The sequence below is a fragment of the Bradyrhizobium sp. USDA 3397 genome (genome assembly GCF_054060965.1).
Window position 1 is genome coordinate 5,261,487 of sequence record NZ_JBSSDS010000001.1, and the last position, 22,143, is coordinate 5,283,629.

A 22,143-nucleotide genomic window follows, 5' to 3' on the forward strand; every position below is an offset into this window, starting at 1 on the left:
CTTGCATATACTTTGCAGTACCGTATACTTTGCAATACAAAGTAACGAGGCTCTTGCCTCGTAATGTCCGGGTGGAACGAGGTTTTGGCGTTGCCGATGCGCGATCTCGACAAGGCGCTGGCCGACATCGTGACGATCCGCAGCCAGATCGCGGCGGGTACCGCCTTCCGCGGTTACGGCCCGGCGACGATGGCGGCGACCGGTGCTGTGGCGCTCATCACCGCCCTCCTGCAATTCTGGTTGTTGGATGATCCCACCGGCGAGCCGCTCGTTTTCTTCATCGGCTGGTTCATCGCCGCCGCGCTGTCTGGGCTGATCATCGGCATCGAGATGCGCGCCCGGTCGCGACGCCATCATTCCGGTCTCGCCGACGCGATGATCCACCAGGCGGTCGAGCAGTTCCTGCCGGCGGGCATTGCCGGCGTTCTGCTCGCGGTGGTGATGTGGAAGTTCGCGAGCGAGACGCTGTGGCTGCTGCCGGGCCTGTGGCAGATCCTGGTGTCGCTCGGCATCTTTGCCTCGGTCCGCTCGCTGCCGCGCACCGTCGCGCTCGCCGGCGCCTGGTATTTCGTGTCCGGCTTCGCGGTCGTGGTGCTCGCGAGCCGAACCCACACGCTGTCGCCATGGACCATGGGCCTACCTTTCCTGATCGGCCAATCGCTGATGGCGGCCATTCTGCATTTTGCGTCGGGAGACAACGATGTCGAAGACTGACAGCGCGCCCTTCTCCTATGAAGGGCTCGACCGCGTGATCCACGAGAAGGCGAGGCTCGGGCTTCTGACCTCGTTGATGGCGCATCCGAAGGGGCTGGCGTTCGGCGATCTCAAGCAGCTCTGCGGCCTCACCGATGGCAATCTCAGCCGGCACCTTGCCGTGCTGCAGGAAGCCGGCCTCGTCGAGGTGACCAAGGGCTACGAGGGCAATCGCCCGCACACCAGCTGCCGCCTCACCAAGGCCGGCCGCCGCCGCTTCCTCGACTATCTCGCCGTGCTCGAGCGGCTGGTGCGCGACGCGGCGAAGGCCGCCGGCCGCGAAGCGCCGCCGCTCGGCCGTCTCGGCATCGCCTCGACCTGATCTCCCCCTTTTTTGACCGGAGACTTTGCAATGCAAAGTGACATCACGTCCCATAACGAGAAGCTTCATGTCGGCATCATCATGGACGGCAACGGCCGCTGGGCGACGCGGCGCGGCCTGTCGCGCGTGCGCGGTCACGAGGCCGGCGTCGAGACCATCCGCCGCATCGTCGAGGCCGCGCCCAAGCAGGGCATCGGCACGCTGACGCTTTACGCCTTCTCCACCGACAATTGGCGGCGGCCGAAGGCCGAGGTCGCGGCGCTGATGACCTTGCTGCGCTTCTACCTCGCGAACGAAGTGCAGAGCCTCGTCAAGAACGGCGTGCGCCTCTCCGTCATCGGCCGCCGCGATCGCCTGCCCGACGGCATCGCCGCCGCGATCGCGCGCGCCGAGGCGGCCACCGCCGATGGCCGCACGCTGCACGTGCGCATCGCCGTCGATTATTCCGCGCGCGATGCCATCCTCCATGCCGCGGCCAAGGCGGCCGCGCTGACCAGCCTGACGCGCGAAGCCTTCTCGCAGCTCGTGACGGGCGAGGCTGGCCTTCGCGACGTCGACCTCATCATCCGCACCTCCGGCGAGAAGCGGCTGTCGGACTTCCTGCTGTGGGAAGGCGCCTATGCCGAGCTGTACTTCACCGAGCGGATGTGGCCCGAATTCGACGCGGGCGATCTTGCCGAGGCGCTCGCCGCCTTCCATTGCCGCGAGCGCCGCTTCGGCGGGCTGCAAGCCATTATGCCCGAAGAGGCACCCTCGCTCTCGCGGGTGTGACGCGCCTCGCGCACCAGCCGGCTCTCTGCCGATTGCCGCCTGGCTTGGATCGTGCTCTAGTCTTCCGGCGTTGTGTACGGGAGCGTTCGCACCATGCGCGCAGTCCTCGATTATTGCACCGGCGGAACGGAGCGGCAGCTTGCCGCCGGCACCATCATCGTCGCCGAGGGTGGCACCTCCGGCCATCTCTACGTGCTGATGCAAGGTAGGCTCGAGGTGCTCAAGGGCGAGATGGTGGTCGCCACCGTCACCGAGCCCGGCGCGGTGTTGGGTGAGATGTCCGTGCTGCTGGGCCAGCCGCACACCGCAACGGTACGGGCCTGCTCCGACGCCATCGTCTACGAATTCGAGGATGCCGCCGCGTTCCTCGAGAGGGAGCCGGGCGTGGCGCTGCTGATCGCAAAAATGCTGGCGCAGCGGCTCAACGTCGCCAACACCTACCTCGCCGATCTGAAGCGGCAATATGCCGGCCACGGCACGCATCTGGCAATGGTCGGCGAAGTGCTCCAGAGCATGATCAACCTACCGCCGGCTGAGGTTTCGCCAGGCTCGGATCGGCAATCCGATCCAAGAATGTGAGCCAGTCGGGCGGCGCCTCGATGGGGGTGGCGGGCCGCCGCAGCGGCGCCTTCAGGTCGATCCATTGCGCCTCGCCGGCCGCCAGCCAGAATGCCTTGTCGGCATCGAGATCGAGCACGATGCAGGTCGGGGGACGGCCAGGTTGCAGGCCCGTGTTGAAGACCCAGGTCTGGCCCAGCCGGTCGAACCACGATCCATTGCTGATGAAGGGCGATTGATGCACATGGCCCGAGATCACCATCGACGGCTGGTATTGCATGATCCACTGCACCAGCTCGACGTCGCCGAAGAAGCGCTTGCCGCCCCAGCTCGTCGGTGAATCCGCCGGCGGCGCATGATGCGCCCAGATCCAGCGCTGCGGCCTGATGGCTCCGGCATCGCGCAACTGCTCGATGAGGCGTTGCTTGACCTGGGGTCCGTCCCACCACGGGCACACCGTGAACAGGGTATCGCCGACCGTCAGGCCGTCGCCGTCGCAGGCGATGCCGAGCTCGCGCACCTCCGAGATCCAGCGCGAAATCTTCTCACCTTCGGCGTTGCGCTCGTCGAGATCGTGATTGCCGGAGCAGAGGATCACGCGGGTCGTCGCGGCCAGCAGCGCGAGATACTTCTTCACCACCACGATCTGGGCGCGGAAATCCACCATCGAGCCGATGTCGAGCGCGTCGCCGGCGAAGATCACGAGGTCGAATTGCGGCGCCGCGCTGACCAGCCAGTCGAGCTGCGGCAGAGAATAGTGCAGGTCGGCCACGACCAGGCAGCGCATGGAAAATCCGACGGCCAGAGAGCAAAATGTCAGGGAATTCCAAAAACGGCATAAAGCAAGAAGCAGACCAGCCCGGCCGCCCCTTTGCATCAATCCAATGAGCGACAGCATGCTGCGTCCCGTCGCAGAGCGCAAGGGGCGGCAATGCGGGGCTGGACCGGATCGCCGAATTCTGGTGTCGTGGCCTGCTCTCAACACCTGTGTTCACATGACCTCCTTCAAGACCATTCGCGCCCGCGCCGAGAAGCGCAAGGGCGGGCCCAAGGCGCTGGACAAGTTGATGCCGGCCAAGCCGGACCTCAAGCAGCTGGCCAAGCTCGGCGACGATCGTATCCTCGCCGAAATGACCAAGCGGGTGTTCTGCGCCGGCTTTGCCTGGAGCGTGATCGATTCCAAATGGGACGGCTTTGAGCAGGCCTTCCTGCATTTCCAGCCCGCCAAGCTCACCTTCCAGCCCGAAGACTATTGGGAGGGCCTATTGCGCGACGCGCGCATCGTGCGCAACGGTGCCAAGATCATGTCGGTGCGCGACAACGCCGCCTTCGTGCAGGAGATCGCGAAGGAGCACGGCAGCTTCGGCAAGTTTCTGGCGAAATGGCCGTCCTCCGACGAGATCGGCCTGCTCGACCTCCTCAACAAACGCGGCAGCCGGCTGGGCGGCAACACCGGCCAGATGCTGCTCCGCTTCGTCGGCTGGGACGGCTTCGTGACGTCGAAGGACGTCGTGGCCTGCCTGCGCGCTGCCGGTCTCGACATCGCCGAGGAGGTCAAGTCGAAGGGCGATCTCGCCAAGGTGCAGGCGCAGTTCAACGCCTGGGCCGAGGAGACCGGCCTGCCGTACACATATCTGTCACGCATCTGCGCGCTGTCGGTCGGCGAGAACAGCAGCGAGTAGCGCGTCGATCGACAGATCGTGTGCATCCTGTGGCGATCTTGTGCTGCGAACGCGGCCGATGAAACCCGCGATCACGAAATACATTTCGCAGGAACATTTATCCGCAGCACCTGTTCGGGACTCTGAGCCAGGCGCATAAGGGCGCAGGGAATGCTCGCTCCCGCCTGGCTCGATGAAACCGGATACAACAACGGAGCAGTCCATGAAGCTCACATCTGAACAGGTGAAGCAGACCGTCAACCAGCTCGGCGCTCAGGTGCTGCCCGACGAACATCCGGCGATGCCGCAGCTCAACAGCATGTTCGGCGAGCACACCTTCTTCGTCGACGAGATGGGCCTCAAGGTGCTCGAGCCGACGGGGTCGCTCGGCAGCGACCGCCAGAGTGGCGAGGTCGTCAGCCTCGCCGATTGGGGCGATTCCGACCTGACGCGCCTGATGGCGCATGAGCCCGAACCGACCGGCGTGATCGTGGTGTTCGAGCATGTGAGGCATTGAGCAGCCCGACGGGACGTTTTGGAGACACGTGCGCCACGGCACTCCCGTGGCGCGCGGCTTTGGCGTGACTGGTGACGTGGTGATCAGCTCCACCGTCTTGCGAACGATCTGGTGCCGATCGCATTATCTGCCGCGAATGCTCTGTGCGTAGCGCCACATTTCTCCGCGACAGGCCGGAAACAGCGCAACGATCGTGAGCGAAACCGCATATGAAAGGCAGAAGCAGGCTGCCAATTCCGGGATCCCTCCGATCGAACGCGCTAGCCAGCGATGCAGCAGAGACACCGTCACCACGGAAGCGAGCGCTCCGGCGAGATGAGGCCCGACCACTTTCATGAGGTCTCGATGATGCACCGGGCCGCGTCGCCCAATCAGCCACCACAGGATGGGCGTGCGCACGCACTCGCTGATGGAATATGCGCTGGCGACGCCGACTGGTCCGAACGGCAGCCCGCATATGAAGGCGAGAATCGATGTTGAGACATTGAACAGGCCCCATCGCATGTATTCCTTGGCGCGGCCCTGGCTGAGGAAAAGCCAGTTGGCGGGGCTGTTGCTGGTCTGCAGCAGACCGGCGATGCTGAGGGCGACGAAGATCGGCGCAGCCTCGCTCCATTGGTCGCCGAGCAGGGTTTCGACCAGCGTATCGGCGGTCGCGATCATGAAGCCGACGCCAGGCAACACGAGCAGGAGCGCCGGCAGCACCGCGCGACGGAACGAATCCCGATAGCGCTCCGGCTCCTTCAGCAGGCCCGACAGCGTCGGCAGCATGATTCGCACCATCGGATTGCTGACTTGCTGAAGCGGAAACAGCAGCAACCGGTAGGCGCGGTTATACGCGCCAAGCGAGGCAGCCCCCCAGACCTTGCCGATCAACACCCCGTCGGTATTGCGGGACAGGAATTCGGCAAGATTGTAGCCGGTCACGCCGAGCCCGAAGTTCAGCATGTCGCGTGCAGCCTTGATCGAGCCGGGCCTCGACGGCAACCATCCCGAACTCAGCCACGCGCCGCTCGCGAGCACCAGACCTGATGTCAGGCTGCCGGCGAGAATGGCCCAATAGCTGTGATAGACGTACGCGACCGCGGCAGAGGTCAGTAATCCAGTCAGTGCGGCCGCGGACTCCAGGCCTGCCAGCGTCCAGAATCTCATCTGTCGCGTCAGCAACGACAAATGCTGGACGTCAGCGCCGCTGAGCAGCAACGTGACGCTCATACCAGATGTCAGTGGGGCGAGATTTGGCGCGCTGTAGAACCTGGCGACGAGCGGCGATAGCGCCACCTGTGTGGCCGCCAGTAGCGCGCCGACCGAGAGGTTCACCCAGAACAGCGCACTCAGCTCGTTGTGCGTCAACTCGTCCTTCTGCACGGTCGCGTGTCCAAGACCGAGATCCTGGAACAGCACCGCGAAGGCGAGCACCGGCGAAGCCATTGCATAAGTACCAAAGTCGACTGGCGTCAGTAGGCGCGAGAGCAGGATCACAGATCCGGTCTGCGTCGCTACACGCACGACCTGAGTGACGATCGCAGCGAGCGCACCTTTCCGTACGTTCCGGGACTGCTCGTCCTCGGACAAGCGCATGTTGAGTTGAGTCACGATCAGCTCCTCGAGCGGCGAACAACGAAAATTTCAAGCGCAGTTCGAAAGCAAGACGGTGAATCAAACGACAGTTTATCTTTTCGATTTCATGCGATTGGCGCTTCATTCATGTGCGATCAACCGGACGCCCTCATGCGCGGATCACCGCACGAGAGGGACATCGAGGCTATCGCGCGTGAGCAGCGTCGCGAAACGCCGACGACTATCCGTCAGTACGTGTCAATTGAATGGCGCGACCAAACTGCGTTCGCAAAAAACTTTACGTCGATCGCGCTCGAACGAACAGCCAATGGAGTGCATCTTGCTCAGAGCAGCGCGTCGAAACCGAAAAAGAGGCTGGTCTGTCAGCTTCACGTCAGGCAGTGCCTCGAAGATCGACACAGAACCGCTCGCAATAGTGTCAAACCTCTAGTCTTCGCGGTTCTCGTGCAACGTGTTCTTCAATGGGAATTTCGATGACGATCTGAGTTCCCGGACTCGCCTTGCTCTCGAGCAGCAAGCGCCCGTTGAGCGATGAGATGACGAGATTGAACGCGATGTGCAGTCCCAGACCGGCATTGCCTTTCTCGCGGCTTGTCGTGACGAATGGATCGAAGATGTGCGCCTGCAGGTGGTCAGGGATTCCGACGCCTTCATCAGCGCAGACAAGGCGGACTAATGTCGGATTCGGTTGGCTGACCGTGATCACGAACCGGCCGCCTCTCTTGTCAGGATACGCATGCGCTGCAGTGTTGAGGGCGAGATTGCTGATCACCTGAGCAAGCGCTCCGGGATAGCTGTTGAGCTTGATTCCCGCCGGGCAGTGTACCTCCACGGTCAGGGCATGATGCGACAGCAATGGCCCGAGCCGGGACATCAACTCCGATAGCCAATCCCTGAGCTCGAAACTGCGCCGGTCCTCATCGGCTTGATGGACCGCGACCTGCCTGAAGCTGTGCACCATTTCGGATGCTCGGTGCAGATTTTCGAAGGTCAGGTTGAGCCCCTGCTTGAGCCGGTCAATGCCCTTGGTTAGATCGGACCGCCGGACCGATGCTCCGCCCAATGCATCACTCATCGTTTGCAGGTCATCCTGCATGGCCGTCGAGGTCGTCAAGGCGAGGCCGAGCGGGGTGCTGACCTCGTGAGCGACACCTGCCACCAATTGCCCGAGCGAGGCGAGCTTTTCCGCCTGCACGAGATGCTCCTGGGTCGCGCGCAGATCGCGCAACGATTTCTCGGAGCGTTCCTTTTCGCGTTGAAGCGCCTCGGATGTCCGGAACTGCTTTCGCGCCCGGTACTCGCGCGCAGCCACCGCGTAGAGCGACAATGCGTAGGCGTTGCCGACGAGAGAGTGGTTGATGAAGCTCAGGCCGGTCGGCATTGTCGACGCGAATGTCTCGGCGACCAGCAACGCCACCCACGACAGCAGGCAGAAGATCGCCAGCGAGCCGATCCGCAAGGGCAGCATGGTCGAGACGAACAGTATGATCATCATCATGCCGGGCGCGGCAAAGGTGAAGCCCGAGGGAAGCACGAGATAGATGCTCGGCAGAATGCAGCCGGGGATGACGCAATAGATGAGAAAGATCGTCTCCGCCCATGGCTTCATCCGGCGCCGCGACAGCAGCGCCGTCAGCGGGAGCAGGATGAACACGGCGGTTCCACCGCGGATTGCGAGCGTGGTCGGCACGACTTCGGGGTAGAGCACCCAATCCCAGAGCGTGTAGCTGGCATAGGTGGCGGCGCCGAGCAGCATCGCGATCTGCGTCCATCCGAGACTGCCCCGGACATATTGGTCGACAAACCGGCGTTCCTCGATGCTGTCTTCGAAGCGCAGTCCGAGGCGTATCAATAAGGCAAGCATCCAAACTCAATCGCGAAAAGTCATGTCTGGTGTATCTACGACAGGTTTGGCGCCGCGTCGCGGATAAAGATGCCGCGTTCACCGAAGGGGCCTCAAGCCGCGTTCAGATGCCCAGCGTCAGCTGCGGCTCCGACTCGCCGGCGGCGTGGAGCGACGACAGCGAGACCCCCAGCAGCCTGACGCGCTTGGGCAGCGGCATCTCGGCTTCGAGCAGGCCGCAGGCCAGCCGCTCCAGATCGTCGCGCCCGGCAACGGCCGCCGCGACGGATCGGCTGCGCGTGATGATCTCGAAATCGGCGAACTTGATCTTCAGGGTGACGGTGCGGCCGCGATTGCCCGTCGCCTCGCAATGCCGCCAGACCTTGTCGACGAGCGGCCTTAGCTCGGCGGCAAGCGCGTCGAACGCATCGAGGTCGGTCGAGAACGTGTTCTCCGCGCCGACCGATTTGCGGATCCGGTTGGCGCGGACCGGCCGCTCGTCGACACCGCGTGATATCCAATAATAATACGCGCCCGACTTGCCGAAATTCGCGTTCATGAACTCCAGCGATTGGTTGCGGATGTCCCGGCCGGTGAACAGGCCGAGCGCGTTCATCTTCGCCGCCGTCGCCGGACCGATGCCGTGGAATTTGCCGACCGGCAGCGGCTCGACGAAGGCCGGCCCCATCTCCGGCGAGATCACGAACTGGCCGTTGGGCTTGCGATGATCGGACGCGAGCTTGGCCAGAAACTTGTTGTAGGAGATACCCGCCGACGCGGTGAGGCCGGTCTTGGCCTTGATCTTCGCGCGGATCTCGAGCGCGATGTCCCGCGCCAGCGGGATGCCTTGCAGGCTCTCCGTCACGTCGAGATAGGCTTCGTCCAGCGACAGCGGCTCGATGACGGGCGTGTGCTCGGCAAAGATGTCGCGGATTTGCCTGGAGATCGCCTTGTAGACCTCGAAGCGCGGCCTGACGAAGATCAGGTCGGGACATTGCCGCTTCGCCGTCACCGACGGCATGGCCGAGCGAACGCCGAACTTGCGGGCCTCGTAGCTCGCGGCAGCAACGACGCCGCGTTCCGCGGAGCCGCCGACCGCGACCGGCTTGCCGCGCAGCTCCGGATTGTCGCGCTGCTCCACCGATGCATAGAACGCATCCATGTCGATATGGATGATCTTGCGCACGGGCGAGGGCTCGCCGGTCGTCGGGTCGGATTCGCTCATCGCAAGATGATACAATCGCGCGGGGAGATGCGCGAGCCGAGGATGCTTCCGTCGATCAGGCGGTTGAATTTGAGCTGCACTATCGCGGCAGGGCAAAGCCATCTCAGGCTTGCGACGACAGCCGCTCGTCAGTTCCGTTCAGTCGAGATAGTTTCGTCTCGGCCGCGATCGCTTGGGAGAGGCGGAGGCTCTTACTTGCCACGGATGAACTCGAGGAGCTGGCTTGAGGCTCCGTCGCCAACGCGCTGCGCACCTGCGACCGTGAGGTGATTGACGTCCCAATAGAGCCAGAGGCCGTCCATGGCGGTCGGACACTCGGCTTCTCCGCACAAATAACGTTCTGGATAGAGCAGAAATATCTGGTTCGGGTAGCGGCTCCGGATCTCCTCGAGCATGGCATGGAATTCGCGATTGTCGGCCTGCACGCGATCGAGGGGCACGGCAGGACAGGGCTTGGTTGGTGCGTGCCAGAGGGGTCCCGGTGCGAAGCGGGACATCGGGCTGCGGCAGCCCGGCTCGACTCCGGGCGCTATGATCAGGATGCGCCGTCCGCTGCCGCCGAGCTCATTTATCGTGTTCTCGATGCCGGCCCGCCAGACTTGCAGGGCCGGTGCATCGACCTCCGGCGTGAGCTCGTTGCGGAGCGCATTGCCGTAAGTCATCCAGGATTGGCTGAGCACGATTGGAGCCTGGTTCTGCCTGATCGCGGCGAGGTAGGTATCGCGCTGGCGTTTGCAGTCCTGCGAGCCGTCGAACGCTGTTCGCACCAGCCCGACGAGCAACGGACAACCTTCGGCCGTATAGGCCTCTCCCCGGACGGCGGCGCGCTTTGCCGCCGGGTCCAGCGCTGCGACATAATGCTCGGCGAAGGAGTCGCCGAACACTTGCACGCCAACGGGGTCGCTCAATGAACCGAAGGCACATTTCGATTGTGCGCTCTTGGCGCACGGCCAGAAGCCGAATCGCTGCAGATCGGCGACCTCGCGGGCCTGTGCCGGGAGCCGCCATGGCCAGCCATCTTGACGGTTGGCCACAAATGCAACAACCGCGAGCGCGACGATCGTCGCAGCGGCGGGGCCGGCGACTCGCAACAGTGACGAGCGACCCGCGCGATACGGCTGTTCGATCAGCCGATACATCAGCGCAGCCAGCGCCATCGCGAGGGCGACGATCAGCACTTTAACCGCAACCGACTTGGCGTCGTCGCCCATGATGTAGTTTGCGTAGACGATCAGGGGCCAGTGCACGAGGTAGAGCGAGTAGGACACCAGCCCGATCCCCGTACTCAGCGGATTGGTCAGGACAGGCGAAAGGACGTGACGCTCGCCCGCCAAGATCACGCAGGCTGCACCCAGGCATGGGATGAGGGCCGTCGCGCCAGGGAAGGAGGTCGCATTGTCAAAGCTGACGACCGCGTAAGCGATCAAGGCGAATCCGGCGGCAGCCAACAGCGAGCGCGCTCCGGCCGAGAAGGTCAGCCTCTGCTCCGCAAAGACGACCAGGGCTCCGATCGCAAATTCGAAGGCGCGACAGGTCGGCAGGTAGAAAGCACCCGAGCTGTCGGTTGCGAGTGTCGCTTGCGCGACGCCAAGCGAAAGGATTGCAATGCCAAGAATGAGCAAAGGTAGTGCGCGACCGAGTTGTCTGCGTCCCAGCAGAATGAAGACGGGCCAAAACAGATAGAATTGCTCCTCGACAGCCAGCGACCAGAAGTGAAGTACGGGGCTGGGATCGGTCGAGCTGGCAAAATATGCGTGGCTGCCGCGCCAGAAGTAGAAATTCGAGACCGATACCAGCGTAGCCACGACGTCTTGAGTCAGGCCCTTGAATAGCTCCGGGGAGAACCAGAGGCCGCCGACGGCCAAAATGCCGATGATGGTGACGATTGCTGCGGGAAAGAGGCGCCGGATGCGGCGCTCGTAAAATCGGGGAATCGAAAATTCGCCGCGGTCAGCCTCGCTGAGAATGATCCGAGAGATCAGATAGCCGGACACGACGAAAAACAGGTCGACCCCCACAAAGCCGCCGCCGAACGGCGGAACGTCCAGGTGATAGAAGAATACGCTCAAGACGGCGATCGCCCGGAGCCCGTCAATGTCGTGTCGATGGGATAGCTTTGTAACCAAGTGCTGGATCCACTGGCGGCGGTTCGTCCGACTACGGATACACGCGCGCCGCTTGCCTTTAGCGCGCCTGCATGCGTTCCTCAACTGCGGAACGGGCTGAGTTCTCCCCCAATCGGGCTCGCCCCGGTCAAGCCGTTCTCCGTCAAAGCCGGCAACCCATCCGGCGCTGCTGCGAAAAGACGCAGGACTTTGCCATGGCGCGCAGCGCATCGCTTCTCGTCGCTCGCAGCCGCAACGACGCTGCGTTCCGCGGAGCCGCCGACCGCAGCCGGCTGGCCGCGCAGCTCCCGATTGTCGCGCTGCTCCACCGATGCATAGAACGCATCCATGTCGATATGGATGATCTTCACGGCCGCGGCTGCGCCAGGCATCGTGTCGGATTTGCTCATGGCTAGATGATACAATCCGGTGATGAGAAGCGAGGTGATGGATGTTTCAGTTGTTGATCTTCGTCGCGGGCGTGGTCGGCACGGGCTGGCTGATCGGCGCGACCAATCCGCCCGGCGCGTGGTATGCGAGCCTTGCCAAGCCCGGCTTTGTCCCACCGAACTGGGCGTTCCCGATTGCGTGGACGATCCTTTACGTCCTGATCGCTGTTGCGGGATGGCGAACCTTTCGCCGTGAGCCCAGGGGCAAGGCGATGCTGGCCTGGGCGGCGCAAATGGCGCTGAATTTCATCTGGTCTCCCGTCATGTTCACGATGCACCAGATCGGCGCCGCGCTGGTCATCCTCATCGGCCTGTTCGTCGCGATCGTAACTTACATTGCCATTGAGATGTCACGCGACAGGCTGGCCGCCGCCTTGTTCATGCCCTACGCCGCCTGGGTCGCGTTCGCCGGCGTGCTCAATGCGGCGATCTGGCGATTGAATTGAGGCGTTCACTTGAGAGTTCTTCAAAGAAGAATCTCAGGCTTGTGAGTGGCAAGCATGGCCGCGAAACCTAATATGTGCCCGCGGAGGACAAGCCAATGCAATACAGCTCCGAGCTCATTCACACGATGCGTCAAGCGCTGGAGACCGTGATGGCGAGCGTACCCGCCCATCAATCGGTGTTCGGCCTGAAAGCTGCCGTCGCCGAATGCATCCTGAACGCCGCCGCACACGGCCAGACCTCATATGACGGGCTGGTGACGTCCGCCTCCGACCAGATCCAGGCGATCGTCGCGATGCTGACGTGAGGGCGAGGCAGGTGGTACTTGGCCAGGTGATACTTGGCCAGGTGATACTTGTCCGTGATGCTTGGCAACCTCTGCCTGTCTGAGCGCGTCACGGCGCTGACGTAAGCTGGTCTGCAACATGCTGGCAACTATGCCCGCCGCCGCGCCGACACCCGCTAGGCACGCGGTGATAACTTGCTGCGTCGTCCGATCGGTCGGCGGCTTCTCCAGCATCTCCATGACCTGAGCGAGCGAAATCGGTCACGCGAAGTGGACGGTGCAGCCTGCAATGGCAACGCAGCAGGAAGCGCAGCGGCGAAGGTGACGAGGCGACCGCGAATTTGGTCGGAAGACGGGACATGAGCTATGAATGCGTGCAATGCACGGGTCAGGCTTGGCGCAGGAGTCTCTACAACGGGTCCATCGGCGACGAGCGTGCACGTTGTCGATCCGAAGCTTCGAAAACGTACAGCGAATATCAAAAAGGGCAGATACCAATCGCGAAACGTGAGTCAGCCGATGGAAAACCAGCAGGCCTTGCGGCGTCCTGCGAACAACTCGTTGTCGAAGAAAAGGCGGCCGGCCGAAATCCGGTTCGAATAGCGTTCGCAGCTGTCACTCTCATAGGTAGGCTCAGGGCATTCGCCGATCCCGCGTCCGCTTCGCCGACTGCAAAAGGAGCGTTATCTATGAGCACCGCGAGCGACGCCCGTTTCTGGGACAGGTCGTCACGGAAATATGCCAAGAGTGCGGTCGCGGATCCGGCTGGATATGAGCGCACGCTCGATCGGACCAGTGCCTTGCTAAAGCCGGGCGACCGGGTGCTTGAGCTGGGCTGCGGAACCGGGACGACGGCGCTGAGGCTCGCAGCCGATGTGCAAAGCTATCTTGCGACGGACTTTTCCGCCGAGATGATCGAGATCGCCAGGGAGAAGCACGGCGCCTCCTCCATCCCGGGGCTTGCCTTCCAGACCGGGACGGTGGAGACGCTCGCCCCTGAGGCCGGGCCGTTCGATGCGGTCCTGGGCTTCAACTATCTCCACCTGGTCCGCGACCTGCCCGGCACCTTGCGGCGCATCAATGCGCTGCTCGCACCGGAGGGCCTGTTCATTTCGAAGACGCCGTGCCTCGGGGACATGAACCCGCTCATCCGGCTAGCGTTGCTGCCTGCAATGCGCGCGATCGGCATGGCGCCTTATGCCGGTGCTTTCCGGGCATCGGAGCTGGGCGAACTGATGGAGGCCGCGGGCTTCGAGATTCTAGCCACGGAAAACCACGCGACCAAAGGCAACGAGGCCCGGCCATATATCGCGGCGCGCAAGCGCCAAGGCAGGATGCGATGAAGCTGCCGAGCGGCCAGTCTGTCGACGCTGCGATCCACGCAGTGCCGCTCGACCACTGGCGCACCCGACACGATTCGAACGTGTGACCTTTGCCTTCGGAGGGCAACGCTCTATCCAGCTGAGCTACGGGTGCAGAGAGGCCTGATGTAGCCGATTGGCGCGGGGCGGGCAACCGCTTCTCGCAGGATCAAGCTCAAGCCGTTTTGCGCCTGACCAGGGCCGGAACCGCCTCTCCGTCGCGGGTGGCGATTTCGGCAAGCACCCGGTCGGCGCAGATGACGCGGTTGCGGCCGAGGCGTTTGGCGACATAGAGCGCCTCGTCGGCCGCGCCGAGCAGCCGGTCGGGGCCGCCGTCGGCACCGCCGGGAATATGGCTTGCGACGCCGACGCTGAGGGTAACGTGGTCGCCGGCGCCGATCGCGCCATGGGCGATCGCCAAGGCCATCACGGCGCAGCGGATCGCCTCGGCCACCATGCAGGCGCTGTCGCAATCCATGTCGGGGAGGATCAGCGCAAACTCCTCGCCGCCATAGCGGCTGGCGAGGTCGAGCGGGCGCACCGCGTGCCGGTTGACGACGGAAGCGACCGCGCGCAGGCACTCGTCGCCGCTCTGGTGGCCGTGCTGGTCGTTGAACAGCTTGAAATGGTCGACGTCGACGAACAGCAGGGCCAGCGGCTTCTGCGTGCGCTGGGCGCGGGCCCATTCGCCGAGCAGCATCTGGTCGAAGGCGCGGCGGTTCGCGAGGCCAGTGAGCCCGTCCTTGGTGGCGAGCTCCTTCAGCGCCATCTCGGCGCGCTTCTGGTCGGTGAGGTCGCGCAGAGTCTCCACCACCGCGATCAGGTTGCCGGCCTCGTCGTGGATCGGGCCGGCGTCGATGGCGAGATAGAGCTGGCTGCCGAGTTTGGGCATCACGCACCAGTTCTCCGCGGAGAAGCCGAGCCCGTTGTGGCCGCGCGCGGCATATTCCGAATAATACTCCGGCAACTGCTCGGGCCGGTCGAGCGCGACGAGGTCGGCAAGGCAGGGGCGCTTCGTCTCGTAGAACGCCTGCCAGTGCTTGCTGGTGCCGATCACTTCGGCGGCCCCGACGCCGGTCAGCCGCTCGCAGGCTCTGTTCCAGATCACGACGCGGCGCTTCGGGTCGATCACGAACGTCGGCACCACAAGGTGCTGCATTAGCCGCACGGCGTAGGAATCGGCGACATCGAGAATCTTGCGCGACTTCGGCATCAGGCCACCGCAGCCACGGGTAAGGCCCCGGGCGAGCCATCGCCGGCGCCGAACAGCTTGCGTACCTCGCTGGCCGGCTTCGGTGCACTGAACAGATAGCCCTGCATCTGCGTGCAGCCGAGCGCGCGCAGCATGTCGCGCTGCGCCTCAGTCTCGACGCCCTCGGCGACCGTGGTCATGCTGCTGGCGGCCGCGATGTTCACCACCGCCTGCACGATGACGGGCGAGCCGGTGGCCTCGGCGATGTCGACGACGAAGCAGCGATCGATCTTGATCTTGTCGAACGGGAAGCGCTTCAGGTAGCTCAGCGAGGAATAGCCGGTGCCGAAATCGTCGAGCGCGATGCGCACGCCGATCGACCGCAGCTGGTGCAGGATCGAGAGCGCCGCCTCGTCGTCGCGGATCAGCACGGCCTCGGTGATCTCAAGCTCGAGCCGGCGCGGGTCGAGGCCGGAGGCGGCGAGCGCGCCCGCGATCCGCAGCGCCAGCGTGTCGCATTTGAGCTGCACGGGCGAGACGTTGACCGCGACGCGCACATGCGCCGGCCAGGTCGCGGCCTCGTTGCAGGCCATGCGCAGCACCCAGTCGCCGAGCTCGTTGATCAGGCCGGTGTCCTCGGCGACCGGAATGAACTCGGCCGGCGACACCATGCCGCGCTCGGGATGGCGCCAGCGCAGCAGCGCCTCGCAGCCGGACACTTCGTTGGTGCGCAGGTCGACCAGGGGCTGATAGTGGATCTCGAAGCCGCCGTTCACCAGCGCCTGGCGCAAATCCTGTTCCATGCTGAGGCGCGCCTTGGCGCTCGCGTCCATCGCCGGCTCGAAGAAGCGGTGGGTGCGGCGGCCTTCGGCCTTGGCGCCGTACATCGCGAGGTCGGCGTTCTTGATGAGTTGATCGAGGTCCGAGCCGTCCTGCGGCGCCAGCGCAATGCCGATGCTGGCATCGGTCGAGAGCTGGTGGCCGAGGCAATGATAGGGCTGGCGGATCGCCTGGTAGATCTTCGTCACGAAGGACAGCACGTCCGCGGGGGACTGGATCCCGGTCTGGATCACCGCGAACTCGTCGCCGCCGAGCCGCGCGATCAGGTCGCCCTGCGTCAGGCAACCGCGCAGCCGGGCCGCGATCGCCTTCAACAGCTCGTCGCCGACATGGTGGCCGAGCGAATCGTTGATGCCCTTGAATTCGTCGACGTCGATGTAGAGCAGCGCGAATTGGCAGCCGTCCGCGACATGCGCAAGCTGGCGTTCGATCTGCTCGCGGAACAGCGTGCGGTTCGGCAGGTCGGTCAGCGCATCGTAATGCGCCATATGCGCGATCTTCTCGTCGGCACGCCGACGCTCGGTGACGTCGTCGATGACGTGAATGAGGTAGCGCGGTTCGCCGGCTTCATCGCGGAGGCCGATCCGGGTCGAGGTAATGTAGCGCAGGCCCATGCCGGGCATCTGCCAGGCGTGCTCGTCCTTGAACAATCCGTTGGCCGATGCCAGCGCCCTGCTGTCGTCCTCGGTGATGTGGGCAGCGGCCGCCTCGGGGAAGATGTCGAAGGCGGTCTTGCCGACGACGTCCTGGCGGGAGTGACCGAACAGCTGTTCGGCGACGACGTTGAGCAAGAGATATTGCCGGGTCCGGGCATCCTTCACGGTGATCTGCGAGGGGATATGGTCGATGATCTCGCGCAGGAAGGTGTAGTTGCGGTCGCGCTCCTGTTCGAGCTTGCGGCGCTCGGTGATCTCTTCGATGGTGGCGACCCATCCGCCCTGTGCGAGCGGCGTGTTGATGACCTGAAAGGCGCGGCCATTGGCCAGTTGATGGGTCAGCGTCGCGACTGTGCCCTCGGCGGCGACCCGCATGACCTCGGCGCAGAAGGCCTCGACGTCGCCGTCGAAGGCGCCGCGCTCCTTGCGATGATACATCGCCTCACGGATGTGACAGCCGGGCTTGATGACGTCGTGCGACAGGCCGAACATGTCGGCGTAGCGGCGGTTGCAGGTGACGATGGTGCCGCACGCGTCGTACAGGACCAGCCCCTGCGACATGTTGTTGAGGGCAGTATCGAGCCGCAGCCGCTCCGCCTCGATCCGCTGCTGGGCCTCGCGGTTCTGCTGGTTGATCTGGCGAATGATCAGATAGAGGATCAGCGCGATTACGCCGGCCGAGAAGCCTGCCGTTGTCACCAAGAAGCCGGTTTGCTGCCGCCAGTCCGCAAGTGCCGCTGCCGTGGTACTGGTGGCGATGATGACCAGCGGGAAATGCGTCAGCGACGCAGCCGAGCCGAGCCGCTCCTCACCGGTGACGGGGCTCCTGCCGCGGAGCGTCTGCTGACCGCCTTCGGCCAGCGCTTTCTGCATCAGCGGCCCGTCCTTGAAGTTCCGCCCGATCAGCTCCTCGGCGTGCGGATAGCGCGCCAGCATCTTGCCCTCGCGATCGAGCAGCGAGATGGCCGTGCCGTCGGCGAGCGCGACCGACGCGAAATATTGCTGGTAGCTGTTTGGGTCGATCCGCCGCACCATGGCGCCGAGGAATGTGCCGTCCGCGCCGCGCAGCCGGCGTGCGACGACCGTGGTCCATTTGCCGATGATGAGGCTGCGGACCGATTCCAGGATGACCGGCTCGGCCGCCGGGTTGAACTTGAACGACTGGAAATAGGCGCGCGCGGAGATGTTGATCTTGGGCAGCGGCTGGGCCCGCGACCAGTTGATCAGATCGCCCTCGGCATCGTAGATCGCGATGTCGCCGAGATACGACACGGAGCTGATCTTGCCGCGCAGCATCTGGTTTGCCGCAGGCCCGGACATGCGCTCGCGGAACGTCGCAGGCGAGGTGATCTCAGGCAGGTTCATCTGCCCGATCAGGTCGGCGGCAACGACCTCGGAATCCTCGAATTGCTGATCGAAATGCCGCGCGATCAGCTTCACCGTGTTTTCAAGCTCGCGTTCGCGGTTGGCGAGGGTCCGCTCGCGAAACTCGCCGATGGCAACGGCCGTGGCGATGAAGATGCCGGCCACCAGAAACACGCCGCACAGGGTCAGCCACAGGACAGGACCACGGCGCGCCAAGGCCTCCCAGCCGTTTCTCGCGGCTCGAGACATTCCGGCTGCTACGCTGGCAAAGACCTGGCGCATTCCCCCTCGCTGGAGGATCACGAATACACCGCACAAATGGCGCAAACCTTAGGAAAGCCAGTTACCTAAGCATTAATCCGGCTGGTGTGATCGCATCAATCGTAGCGCTACGCGCATCGCACGCGACGGTTGTGTTCGCGCGCCGCAATCGCGGCGCCGCATGGTAAATCATCGGCTAATGCGAGGGGCCGGCAGACTTCTTGCCGCCGCCATGGCGCAGCCGTCCGACCACGCCGGTCGGGAAGAAATAGACGCTGGCGATGAACAGCAGCCCGAGCCACAGCAGCCAGCGGTCGGGATGCAGCAGCCCCGGCAGCAGCGGCAGCCCGGCTTCGCCCGCCGCCTTGGAGGCGACGCCCATCAGCGATTGCAGATAGTTCTGGGCGAGGATGAAGATGGTGGCGCCGATGATCGCGCCGTAGATCGTGCCCATGCCGCCGATCACCACCATCAGCAGGATGTCGAGCATGATGGAGAAGCTCAGCGAGGTGTCGGGACCGGCATAGCGCAGCCACAGCGCGTTCAGGATGCCGGCGCTGGCCGCGACGAGGGCGGCGAGGCAGTTGGCGTAGGTCAGGTGGAACACAGTGCGGAAGCCGAGCGCCTCGGCGCGGAAACGATTTTCGCGGATCGCCTGCAGCACGCGCCCGAACGGCGAGTTCACCACGCGCAGCAGCGCGAGGATCATCAGGCCCGAGATCGCGAACACCAGGTAGAAGGTCAGGATGCGGCCGTTGATCTCGAAGCCGAACAGGTTCTTGGAGATCAGCACCGTGCCGGGGCGCAGCAGCTCCGGTAGCTGGAAACTGCGCCCGTCCTCACCGCCGGTCAGCCAGGACAGCTGCGAGGCCAGCACCTGGAAGGCCGAGGCGACCGCGAGCGTGATCATGGCGAAGAAGATCGCCGCGACCCGCAGCGAGAACAGCCCGATGGCGAGCGCAAGCAGGGCTGCGAGCGGCAGGCCGGCGACGATGCCGGTGGCGACTGCGGCCCAGTTCGGACCCATGCCGTACAGCGCGATGGCGATCGCGTAGCTGCCGATGCCGTAGAACATGGTGTGGGCGAACGACACCGAGCCGGTATAGCCGAGCAACAGATCGTAGGAGGCGACTAGCGCTGCGAACACGCAGATCTTGGCCGCGACGTTCAGCGCCTTGGCGCCCGGGAACAGGAACGGCGTTGCCGCCAGCGCCAGGATGATGACGACGAGAACGAGCGTCAGGACGCGGCTGCGCGGCGGATCGCCTGAGAGGATCATCATCGGCTGGTCACCGCATAGAGGCCGCGCGGCCGCCACATCAGAATGGCGACCATCAGCAGGATGTTGGAGACGAGGGCGAGCTTCGGCACCAGGAAGCCGCCGTAATTGGCGACCATGGCGACCAGAATGGCGCCGATGAAGCAGCCGCCGATCGATCCTAGCCCGCCGATGATGACGACGATGAAGATCAGGACGGTGAGGTCGTCACTCATGGAGGCGTGCACCTGCTCGCGATAGAGCGCCCACATCACGCCGCCGAGTCCGGCCAGCGCCGATCCGGTCATGAACACGCCGAGGAACAGGCGGCGGATGCGGTAGCCGAGCGCCTCCACCATCTCGCGGTTCTCGACGCCGGCACGGATCAGGAGGCCGAGCTTGGTGCGGTTGAGCACGAGCTGGATCGCGATGAAGACGGAAAGCCCGATCAGCATCGCCAGCACGCGGTACTTGGCGATCGCGACGTCGCCGATGATGAAGGAGCCGCGCAGCGAGGCTGGCAGCGGCATCGGGATGATCTGCGGTCCCCACAGCGCATAGAGCGTCTGTTCCGCAACAATGAGGCCGCCGGTCGTCATCAGGATCTGCTTCAGGTGCTGGCCGTAGACGGGGAGGATCAGCACGCGCTCGACGACGAGGCCGAGCGCGCCGGAGACCGCCATCGAGAGCAGCGCAGCCGGGGCCAGCACCGCGAGGTTCGTTAGAAGCGAGTCGGCCTGGATGGACGCCGCGAACGGCGCCAGCACCAGGGTCGCGACATAGGCGCCGACGGCGATGAAGGCGCCGTGGCCGAAATTGAGCACGTCCATCAGGCCGAACACCAGCGTTAGCCCTGAGGCCATGATGAAGATCATCATGCCCATGGCGAGGCTCGCGACGGTCAGGGTCAGCCAGGACGAGGTCGATCCGATCAGCGGGATCATCAGCAGCGCGAGCGCGAGCGGCAGCAGGATCGGCGCGAGATCGCGCTTCGGCTTCGGCAGCGGATCGGTTGCGGCAAGGTCTGTCACTGATGCGCCTCCAGGCTCAGGCCGAGCAGCCGCTCCTGCAGCGGCACGTCGGCGGCGAGTGCCGCCATCTCGCCGCGATGAACGATGGTGCCGTTGTCCATCACCAGCACGTTGTCCCCGAGCTCGCGGGCGGCAAAGAAATTCTGCTCGACCATCAGGATCGTCGCGCCCTTTCGCTTGATCTCCTTCAGGCACTCGATCAGCGCCATCACGATGGCGGGCGCGAGGCCCTTGGTCGGCTCGTCGATCAGGAGCAGCTTGCGCGGCTCGACGATCGCGCGGGCGATGGACAACATTTGTTTCTGCCCGCCCGACAGGCTTCCCGCGCGCGACAGCCAGAAGCGGCGCAGCGCCGGGAAGAAGCCGAAGATCCAATCCAGCTGCTTGTCGTCGAGCGGCGCGTCGCGCGCCGCCAGCACCAGGTTCTCCTTCACGGTGAGATCGGAGAACACTGCCATGCTCTCCGGCACGTAGCCGACGCCGAGCCGCGCGATGTCGGGCGTAGCAAGGCTCTCGATGCGCTGGCCTGCCAGGGTGATCTCGCCTTTCGAGGCCTGCCACAGGCCCATGATGGTGCGCAGCGTCGTGGTCTTGCCGGCGCCGTTGCGGCCGAGCAGCATCGTGACCTGTCCTTCCGGCACCGTGAGATCGATGCCCTGGAGGATGTGATAGCGCCCGATATGGGTGTGCACGCCGGAAAGCTTGAGGAGATCGCTCATGCTGCGCTCCCTGCAGCGTTCTTGGGCGCGATGCCGAGATAGGCTTCCTGCACGATCGGCGAGGCGATCACCTCGGCGGGCGCGCCGTCCGCCACCAGCTGCCCGTTATGCAGCACGATGATGCGGTCGGCGAGCGAGCGCACCACGTCCATCTTGTGCTCGACCAGGAGGATGATCTTGCTCCTGTCCTGCTTGAGCTGCGCGATCAGGTTCAGGACGATCGGCACCTCGTCGATGCTCATGCCGGCGGTCGGTTCGTCGAACATGAAGACTTTCGGCTCCAGCGCGATCATCAGCGCCACCTCGAGCTTGCGCTGGTCGCCATGCGACAGCGCGGTCGCAGTGACGCCGCGGCGATTGCCGAGCGCGACCTGGTCGAGAATGGCGTCGGCGCGCGCGATCAGGTCGCGGCGCACCGTCCATGGCCGCAGCATGTCGTAGTGCGTGCCCGCCGCCGCCTGCACCGCGAGGCGGACGTTCTCTTCCACTGAGAGATTCGGGAAGAGATTGGTGAGCTGGAACGCGCGTCCGAGGCCCGCACGGGTGCGCATCGGTGCGGAATGCTCGGTGATGTCGGTGCCGTCGAACAGGATGCTGCCGCCGGATGCCCGCAGCTGGCCCGAGATCAGATTGAAATAGGTGGTCTTGCCGGCGCCGTTCGGCCCGACGATGGCGGTCAGCTCGCCCGGACGAAACGTGCAGGAGACATTGTTGACCGCGACATGGCCGCCAAAGCGGATGGTGAGGTCGCGGGTTTCCAGGGTGAGCGGCATGGGTGTCTGGCAAAGGATGAAACGAGATAGATCCGCAGGTCACGGTGCGCTCCCTCCCCCGCTTGCGGGGGAGGGCTGGGGAGAGGGCTATCTCCGCGGGCGAGAACCCCCAAGAGGAGAAAGCCCTCACCCGGCGCGCGGGACGATGCTTCGCATCGCCCGGGACGCGCCG

20 protein-coding genes, 1 tRNA gene and 1 pseudogene are annotated in these 22,143 nt (G+C 64.4%); 9 read left to right on the plus strand and 13 right to left on the minus strand.

Annotated elements, in window-relative coordinates; genetic code table 11:
- Positions 1 to 96: 96 nt before the first annotated feature.
- From ACVWYQ_RS24310 to ACVWYQ_RS24325, 4 genes are all read left to right on the plus strand, one after another.
- A complete protein-coding gene (locus tag ACVWYQ_RS24310; RefSeq protein ID WP_271541623.1) occupies positions 97 to 714 on the plus strand; it encodes a hypothetical protein in 618 nt (205 codons plus the stop codon).
- On the plus strand, positions 701 to 1,075 hold the full coding sequence (locus ACVWYQ_RS24315) for a transcriptional regulator (RefSeq protein WP_036024038.1): 375 nt from the start codon (positions 701 to 703) through the stop codon (positions 1,073 to 1,075). The genes ACVWYQ_RS24310 and ACVWYQ_RS24315 overlap by 14 nt, the downstream gene beginning before the upstream one ends.
- Before the next feature lie 30 nt (positions 1,076 to 1,105).
- Positions 1,106 to 1,846 (plus strand): di-trans,poly-cis-decaprenylcistransferase, encoded by a 741-nt coding sequence (locus tag ACVWYQ_RS24320; RefSeq protein ID WP_271541626.1) that lies wholly within the window; start codon positions 1,106 to 1,108, stop codon positions 1,844 to 1,846.
- Positions 1,847 to 1,939: 93 nt separating this feature from the next.
- Positions 1,940 to 2,425, plus strand: coding sequence for a Crp/Fnr family transcriptional regulator (locus ACVWYQ_RS24325; RefSeq protein WP_036002505.1), 486 nt, complete (start codon positions 1,940 to 1,942; stop codon positions 2,423 to 2,425).
- Here the strand turns inward: ACVWYQ_RS24325 and ACVWYQ_RS24330 are convergent.
- Positions 2,364 to 3,191, minus strand: coding sequence for a metallophosphoesterase family protein (locus tag ACVWYQ_RS24330; RefSeq protein WP_404545173.1), 828 nt, complete (start codon positions 3,189 to 3,191; stop codon positions 2,364 to 2,366). The two genes, ACVWYQ_RS24325 and ACVWYQ_RS24330, sit on opposite strands and share 62 nt — an antisense overlap.
- Before the next feature lie 208 nt (positions 3,192 to 3,399).
- On the opposite strand from ACVWYQ_RS24330, the gene ACVWYQ_RS24335 reads away from it, so the two are divergent.
- Both ACVWYQ_RS24335 and ACVWYQ_RS24340 read left to right on the plus strand, forming a co-directional pair.
- Positions 3,400 to 4,086, plus strand: a complete 687-nt coding sequence (locus ACVWYQ_RS24335; protein ID WP_157284851.1) for a DNA-3-methyladenine glycosylase I — start codon at positions 3,400 to 3,402, stop codon at positions 4,084 to 4,086.
- A 202-nt stretch (positions 4,087 to 4,288) separates the two neighbouring features.
- A complete protein-coding gene (locus tag ACVWYQ_RS24340) occupies positions 4,289 to 4,582 on the plus strand; it encodes a hypothetical protein (RefSeq protein ID WP_036024052.1) in 294 nt (97 codons plus the stop codon).
- 123 nt (positions 4,583 to 4,705) lie between these two features.
- On the opposite strand, the gene ACVWYQ_RS24345 is transcribed toward ACVWYQ_RS24340, so the two are convergent.
- The 5 genes and pseudogenes from ACVWYQ_RS24345 to ACVWYQ_RS24365 all read right to left on the minus strand — a co-directional run.
- Positions 4,706 to 6,178, minus strand: coding sequence for a lipopolysaccharide biosynthesis protein (locus ACVWYQ_RS24345; protein WP_456726455.1), 1,473 nt, complete (start codon positions 6,176 to 6,178; stop codon positions 4,706 to 4,708).
- A 403-nt stretch (positions 6,179 to 6,581) separates the two neighbouring features.
- The gene (locus tag ACVWYQ_RS24350) at positions 6,582 to 8,027 is read right to left on the minus strand and encodes a sensor histidine kinase (protein ID WP_456726456.1); all 1,446 of its coding nucleotides are present in this window, start codon (positions 8,025 to 8,027) and stop codon (positions 6,582 to 6,584) included.
- Between the two features lie 103 nt (positions 8,028 to 8,130).
- Positions 8,131 to 9,231 carry a DNA polymerase IV gene (gene dinB, locus ACVWYQ_RS24355; protein ID WP_271541636.1) on the minus strand — a complete coding sequence of 367 codons (1,101 nt, stop codon included), beginning with the start codon at positions 9,229 to 9,231 and terminating at the stop codon, positions 8,131 to 8,133.
- A gap of 191 nt (positions 9,232 to 9,422) precedes the next feature.
- Positions 9,423 to 11,567 (minus strand): acyltransferase family protein, encoded by a 2,145-nt coding sequence (locus tag ACVWYQ_RS24360; protein WP_404545176.1) that lies wholly within the window; start codon positions 11,565 to 11,567, stop codon positions 9,423 to 9,425.
- Positions 11,567 to 11,746: pseudogene (locus tag ACVWYQ_RS24365) on the minus strand (Y-family DNA polymerase); the annotation flags it as partial. The gene ACVWYQ_RS24360 and the pseudogene ACVWYQ_RS24365, both read right to left, overlap by 1 nt.
- A 41-nt stretch (positions 11,747 to 11,787) precedes the next feature.
- Here ACVWYQ_RS24365 and ACVWYQ_RS24370 point away from each other — a divergent pair.
- The 3 genes from ACVWYQ_RS24370 (at position 11,788) to ACVWYQ_RS24380 (ending at position 13,858) form a co-directional block, all read left to right on the plus strand.
- Positions 11,788 to 12,231, plus strand: coding sequence for a TspO/MBR family protein (locus ACVWYQ_RS24370; protein WP_271541640.1), 444 nt, complete (start codon positions 11,788 to 11,790; stop codon positions 12,229 to 12,231).
- A 95-nt stretch (positions 12,232 to 12,326) separates the two neighbouring features.
- A complete protein-coding gene (locus tag ACVWYQ_RS24375) occupies positions 12,327 to 12,536 on the plus strand; it encodes a hypothetical protein (protein WP_157284847.1) in 210 nt (69 codons plus the stop codon).
- A 668-nt stretch (positions 12,537 to 13,204) separates the two neighbouring features.
- Positions 13,205 to 13,858 carry a class I SAM-dependent methyltransferase gene (locus ACVWYQ_RS24380; protein ID WP_271541645.1) on the plus strand — a complete coding sequence of 218 codons (654 nt, stop codon included), beginning with the start codon at positions 13,205 to 13,207 and terminating at the stop codon, positions 13,856 to 13,858.
- A 56-nt stretch (positions 13,859 to 13,914) separates the two neighbouring features.
- On the opposite strand, the gene ACVWYQ_RS24385 is transcribed toward ACVWYQ_RS24380, so the two are convergent.
- The 7 genes from ACVWYQ_RS24385 to ACVWYQ_RS24415 form a co-directional block, all read right to left on the minus strand.
- Positions 13,915 to 13,991 (minus strand) — tRNA-Arg (locus tag ACVWYQ_RS24385).
- 60 nt (positions 13,992 to 14,051) lie between these two features.
- Positions 14,052 to 15,089 carry a sensor domain-containing diguanylate cyclase gene (locus ACVWYQ_RS24390; RefSeq protein WP_271541647.1) on the minus strand — a complete coding sequence of 346 codons (1,038 nt, stop codon included), beginning with the start codon at positions 15,087 to 15,089 and terminating at the stop codon, positions 14,052 to 14,054.
- Entirely contained in the window at positions 15,089 to 18,211 is a 3,123-nt protein-coding gene (locus tag ACVWYQ_RS24395; protein WP_271541649.1) for a bifunctional diguanylate cyclase/phosphodiesterase, read from the minus strand. Before ACVWYQ_RS24395 ends, ACVWYQ_RS24390 begins: the two co-directional genes overlap by 1 nt.
- Positions 18,212 to 18,386: 175 nt before the next feature.
- Positions 18,387 to 19,472 carry a branched-chain amino acid ABC transporter permease gene (locus ACVWYQ_RS24400; protein WP_157285318.1) on the minus strand — a complete coding sequence of 362 codons (1,086 nt, stop codon included), beginning with the start codon at positions 19,470 to 19,472 and terminating at the stop codon, positions 18,387 to 18,389.
- Positions 19,469 to 20,479: a branched-chain amino acid ABC transporter permease gene (locus tag ACVWYQ_RS24405; RefSeq protein ID WP_271541651.1), complete on the minus strand. Its 1,011-nt coding sequence runs from the start codon at positions 20,477 to 20,479 to the stop codon at positions 19,469 to 19,471. The genes ACVWYQ_RS24400 and ACVWYQ_RS24405 overlap by 4 nt, the downstream gene beginning before the upstream one ends.
- Positions 20,476 to 21,198, minus strand: a complete 723-nt coding sequence (locus tag ACVWYQ_RS24410; RefSeq protein WP_109142068.1) for an ABC transporter ATP-binding protein — start codon at positions 21,196 to 21,198, stop codon at positions 20,476 to 20,478. Before ACVWYQ_RS24410 ends, ACVWYQ_RS24405 begins: the two co-directional genes overlap by 4 nt.
- Positions 21,195 to 21,971, minus strand: a complete 777-nt coding sequence (locus ACVWYQ_RS24415; protein WP_456726457.1) for an ABC transporter ATP-binding protein — start codon at positions 21,969 to 21,971, stop codon at positions 21,195 to 21,197. Before ACVWYQ_RS24415 ends, ACVWYQ_RS24410 begins: the two co-directional genes overlap by 4 nt.
- Between the last annotated feature and the right edge of the window lie 172 nt (positions 21,972 to 22,143).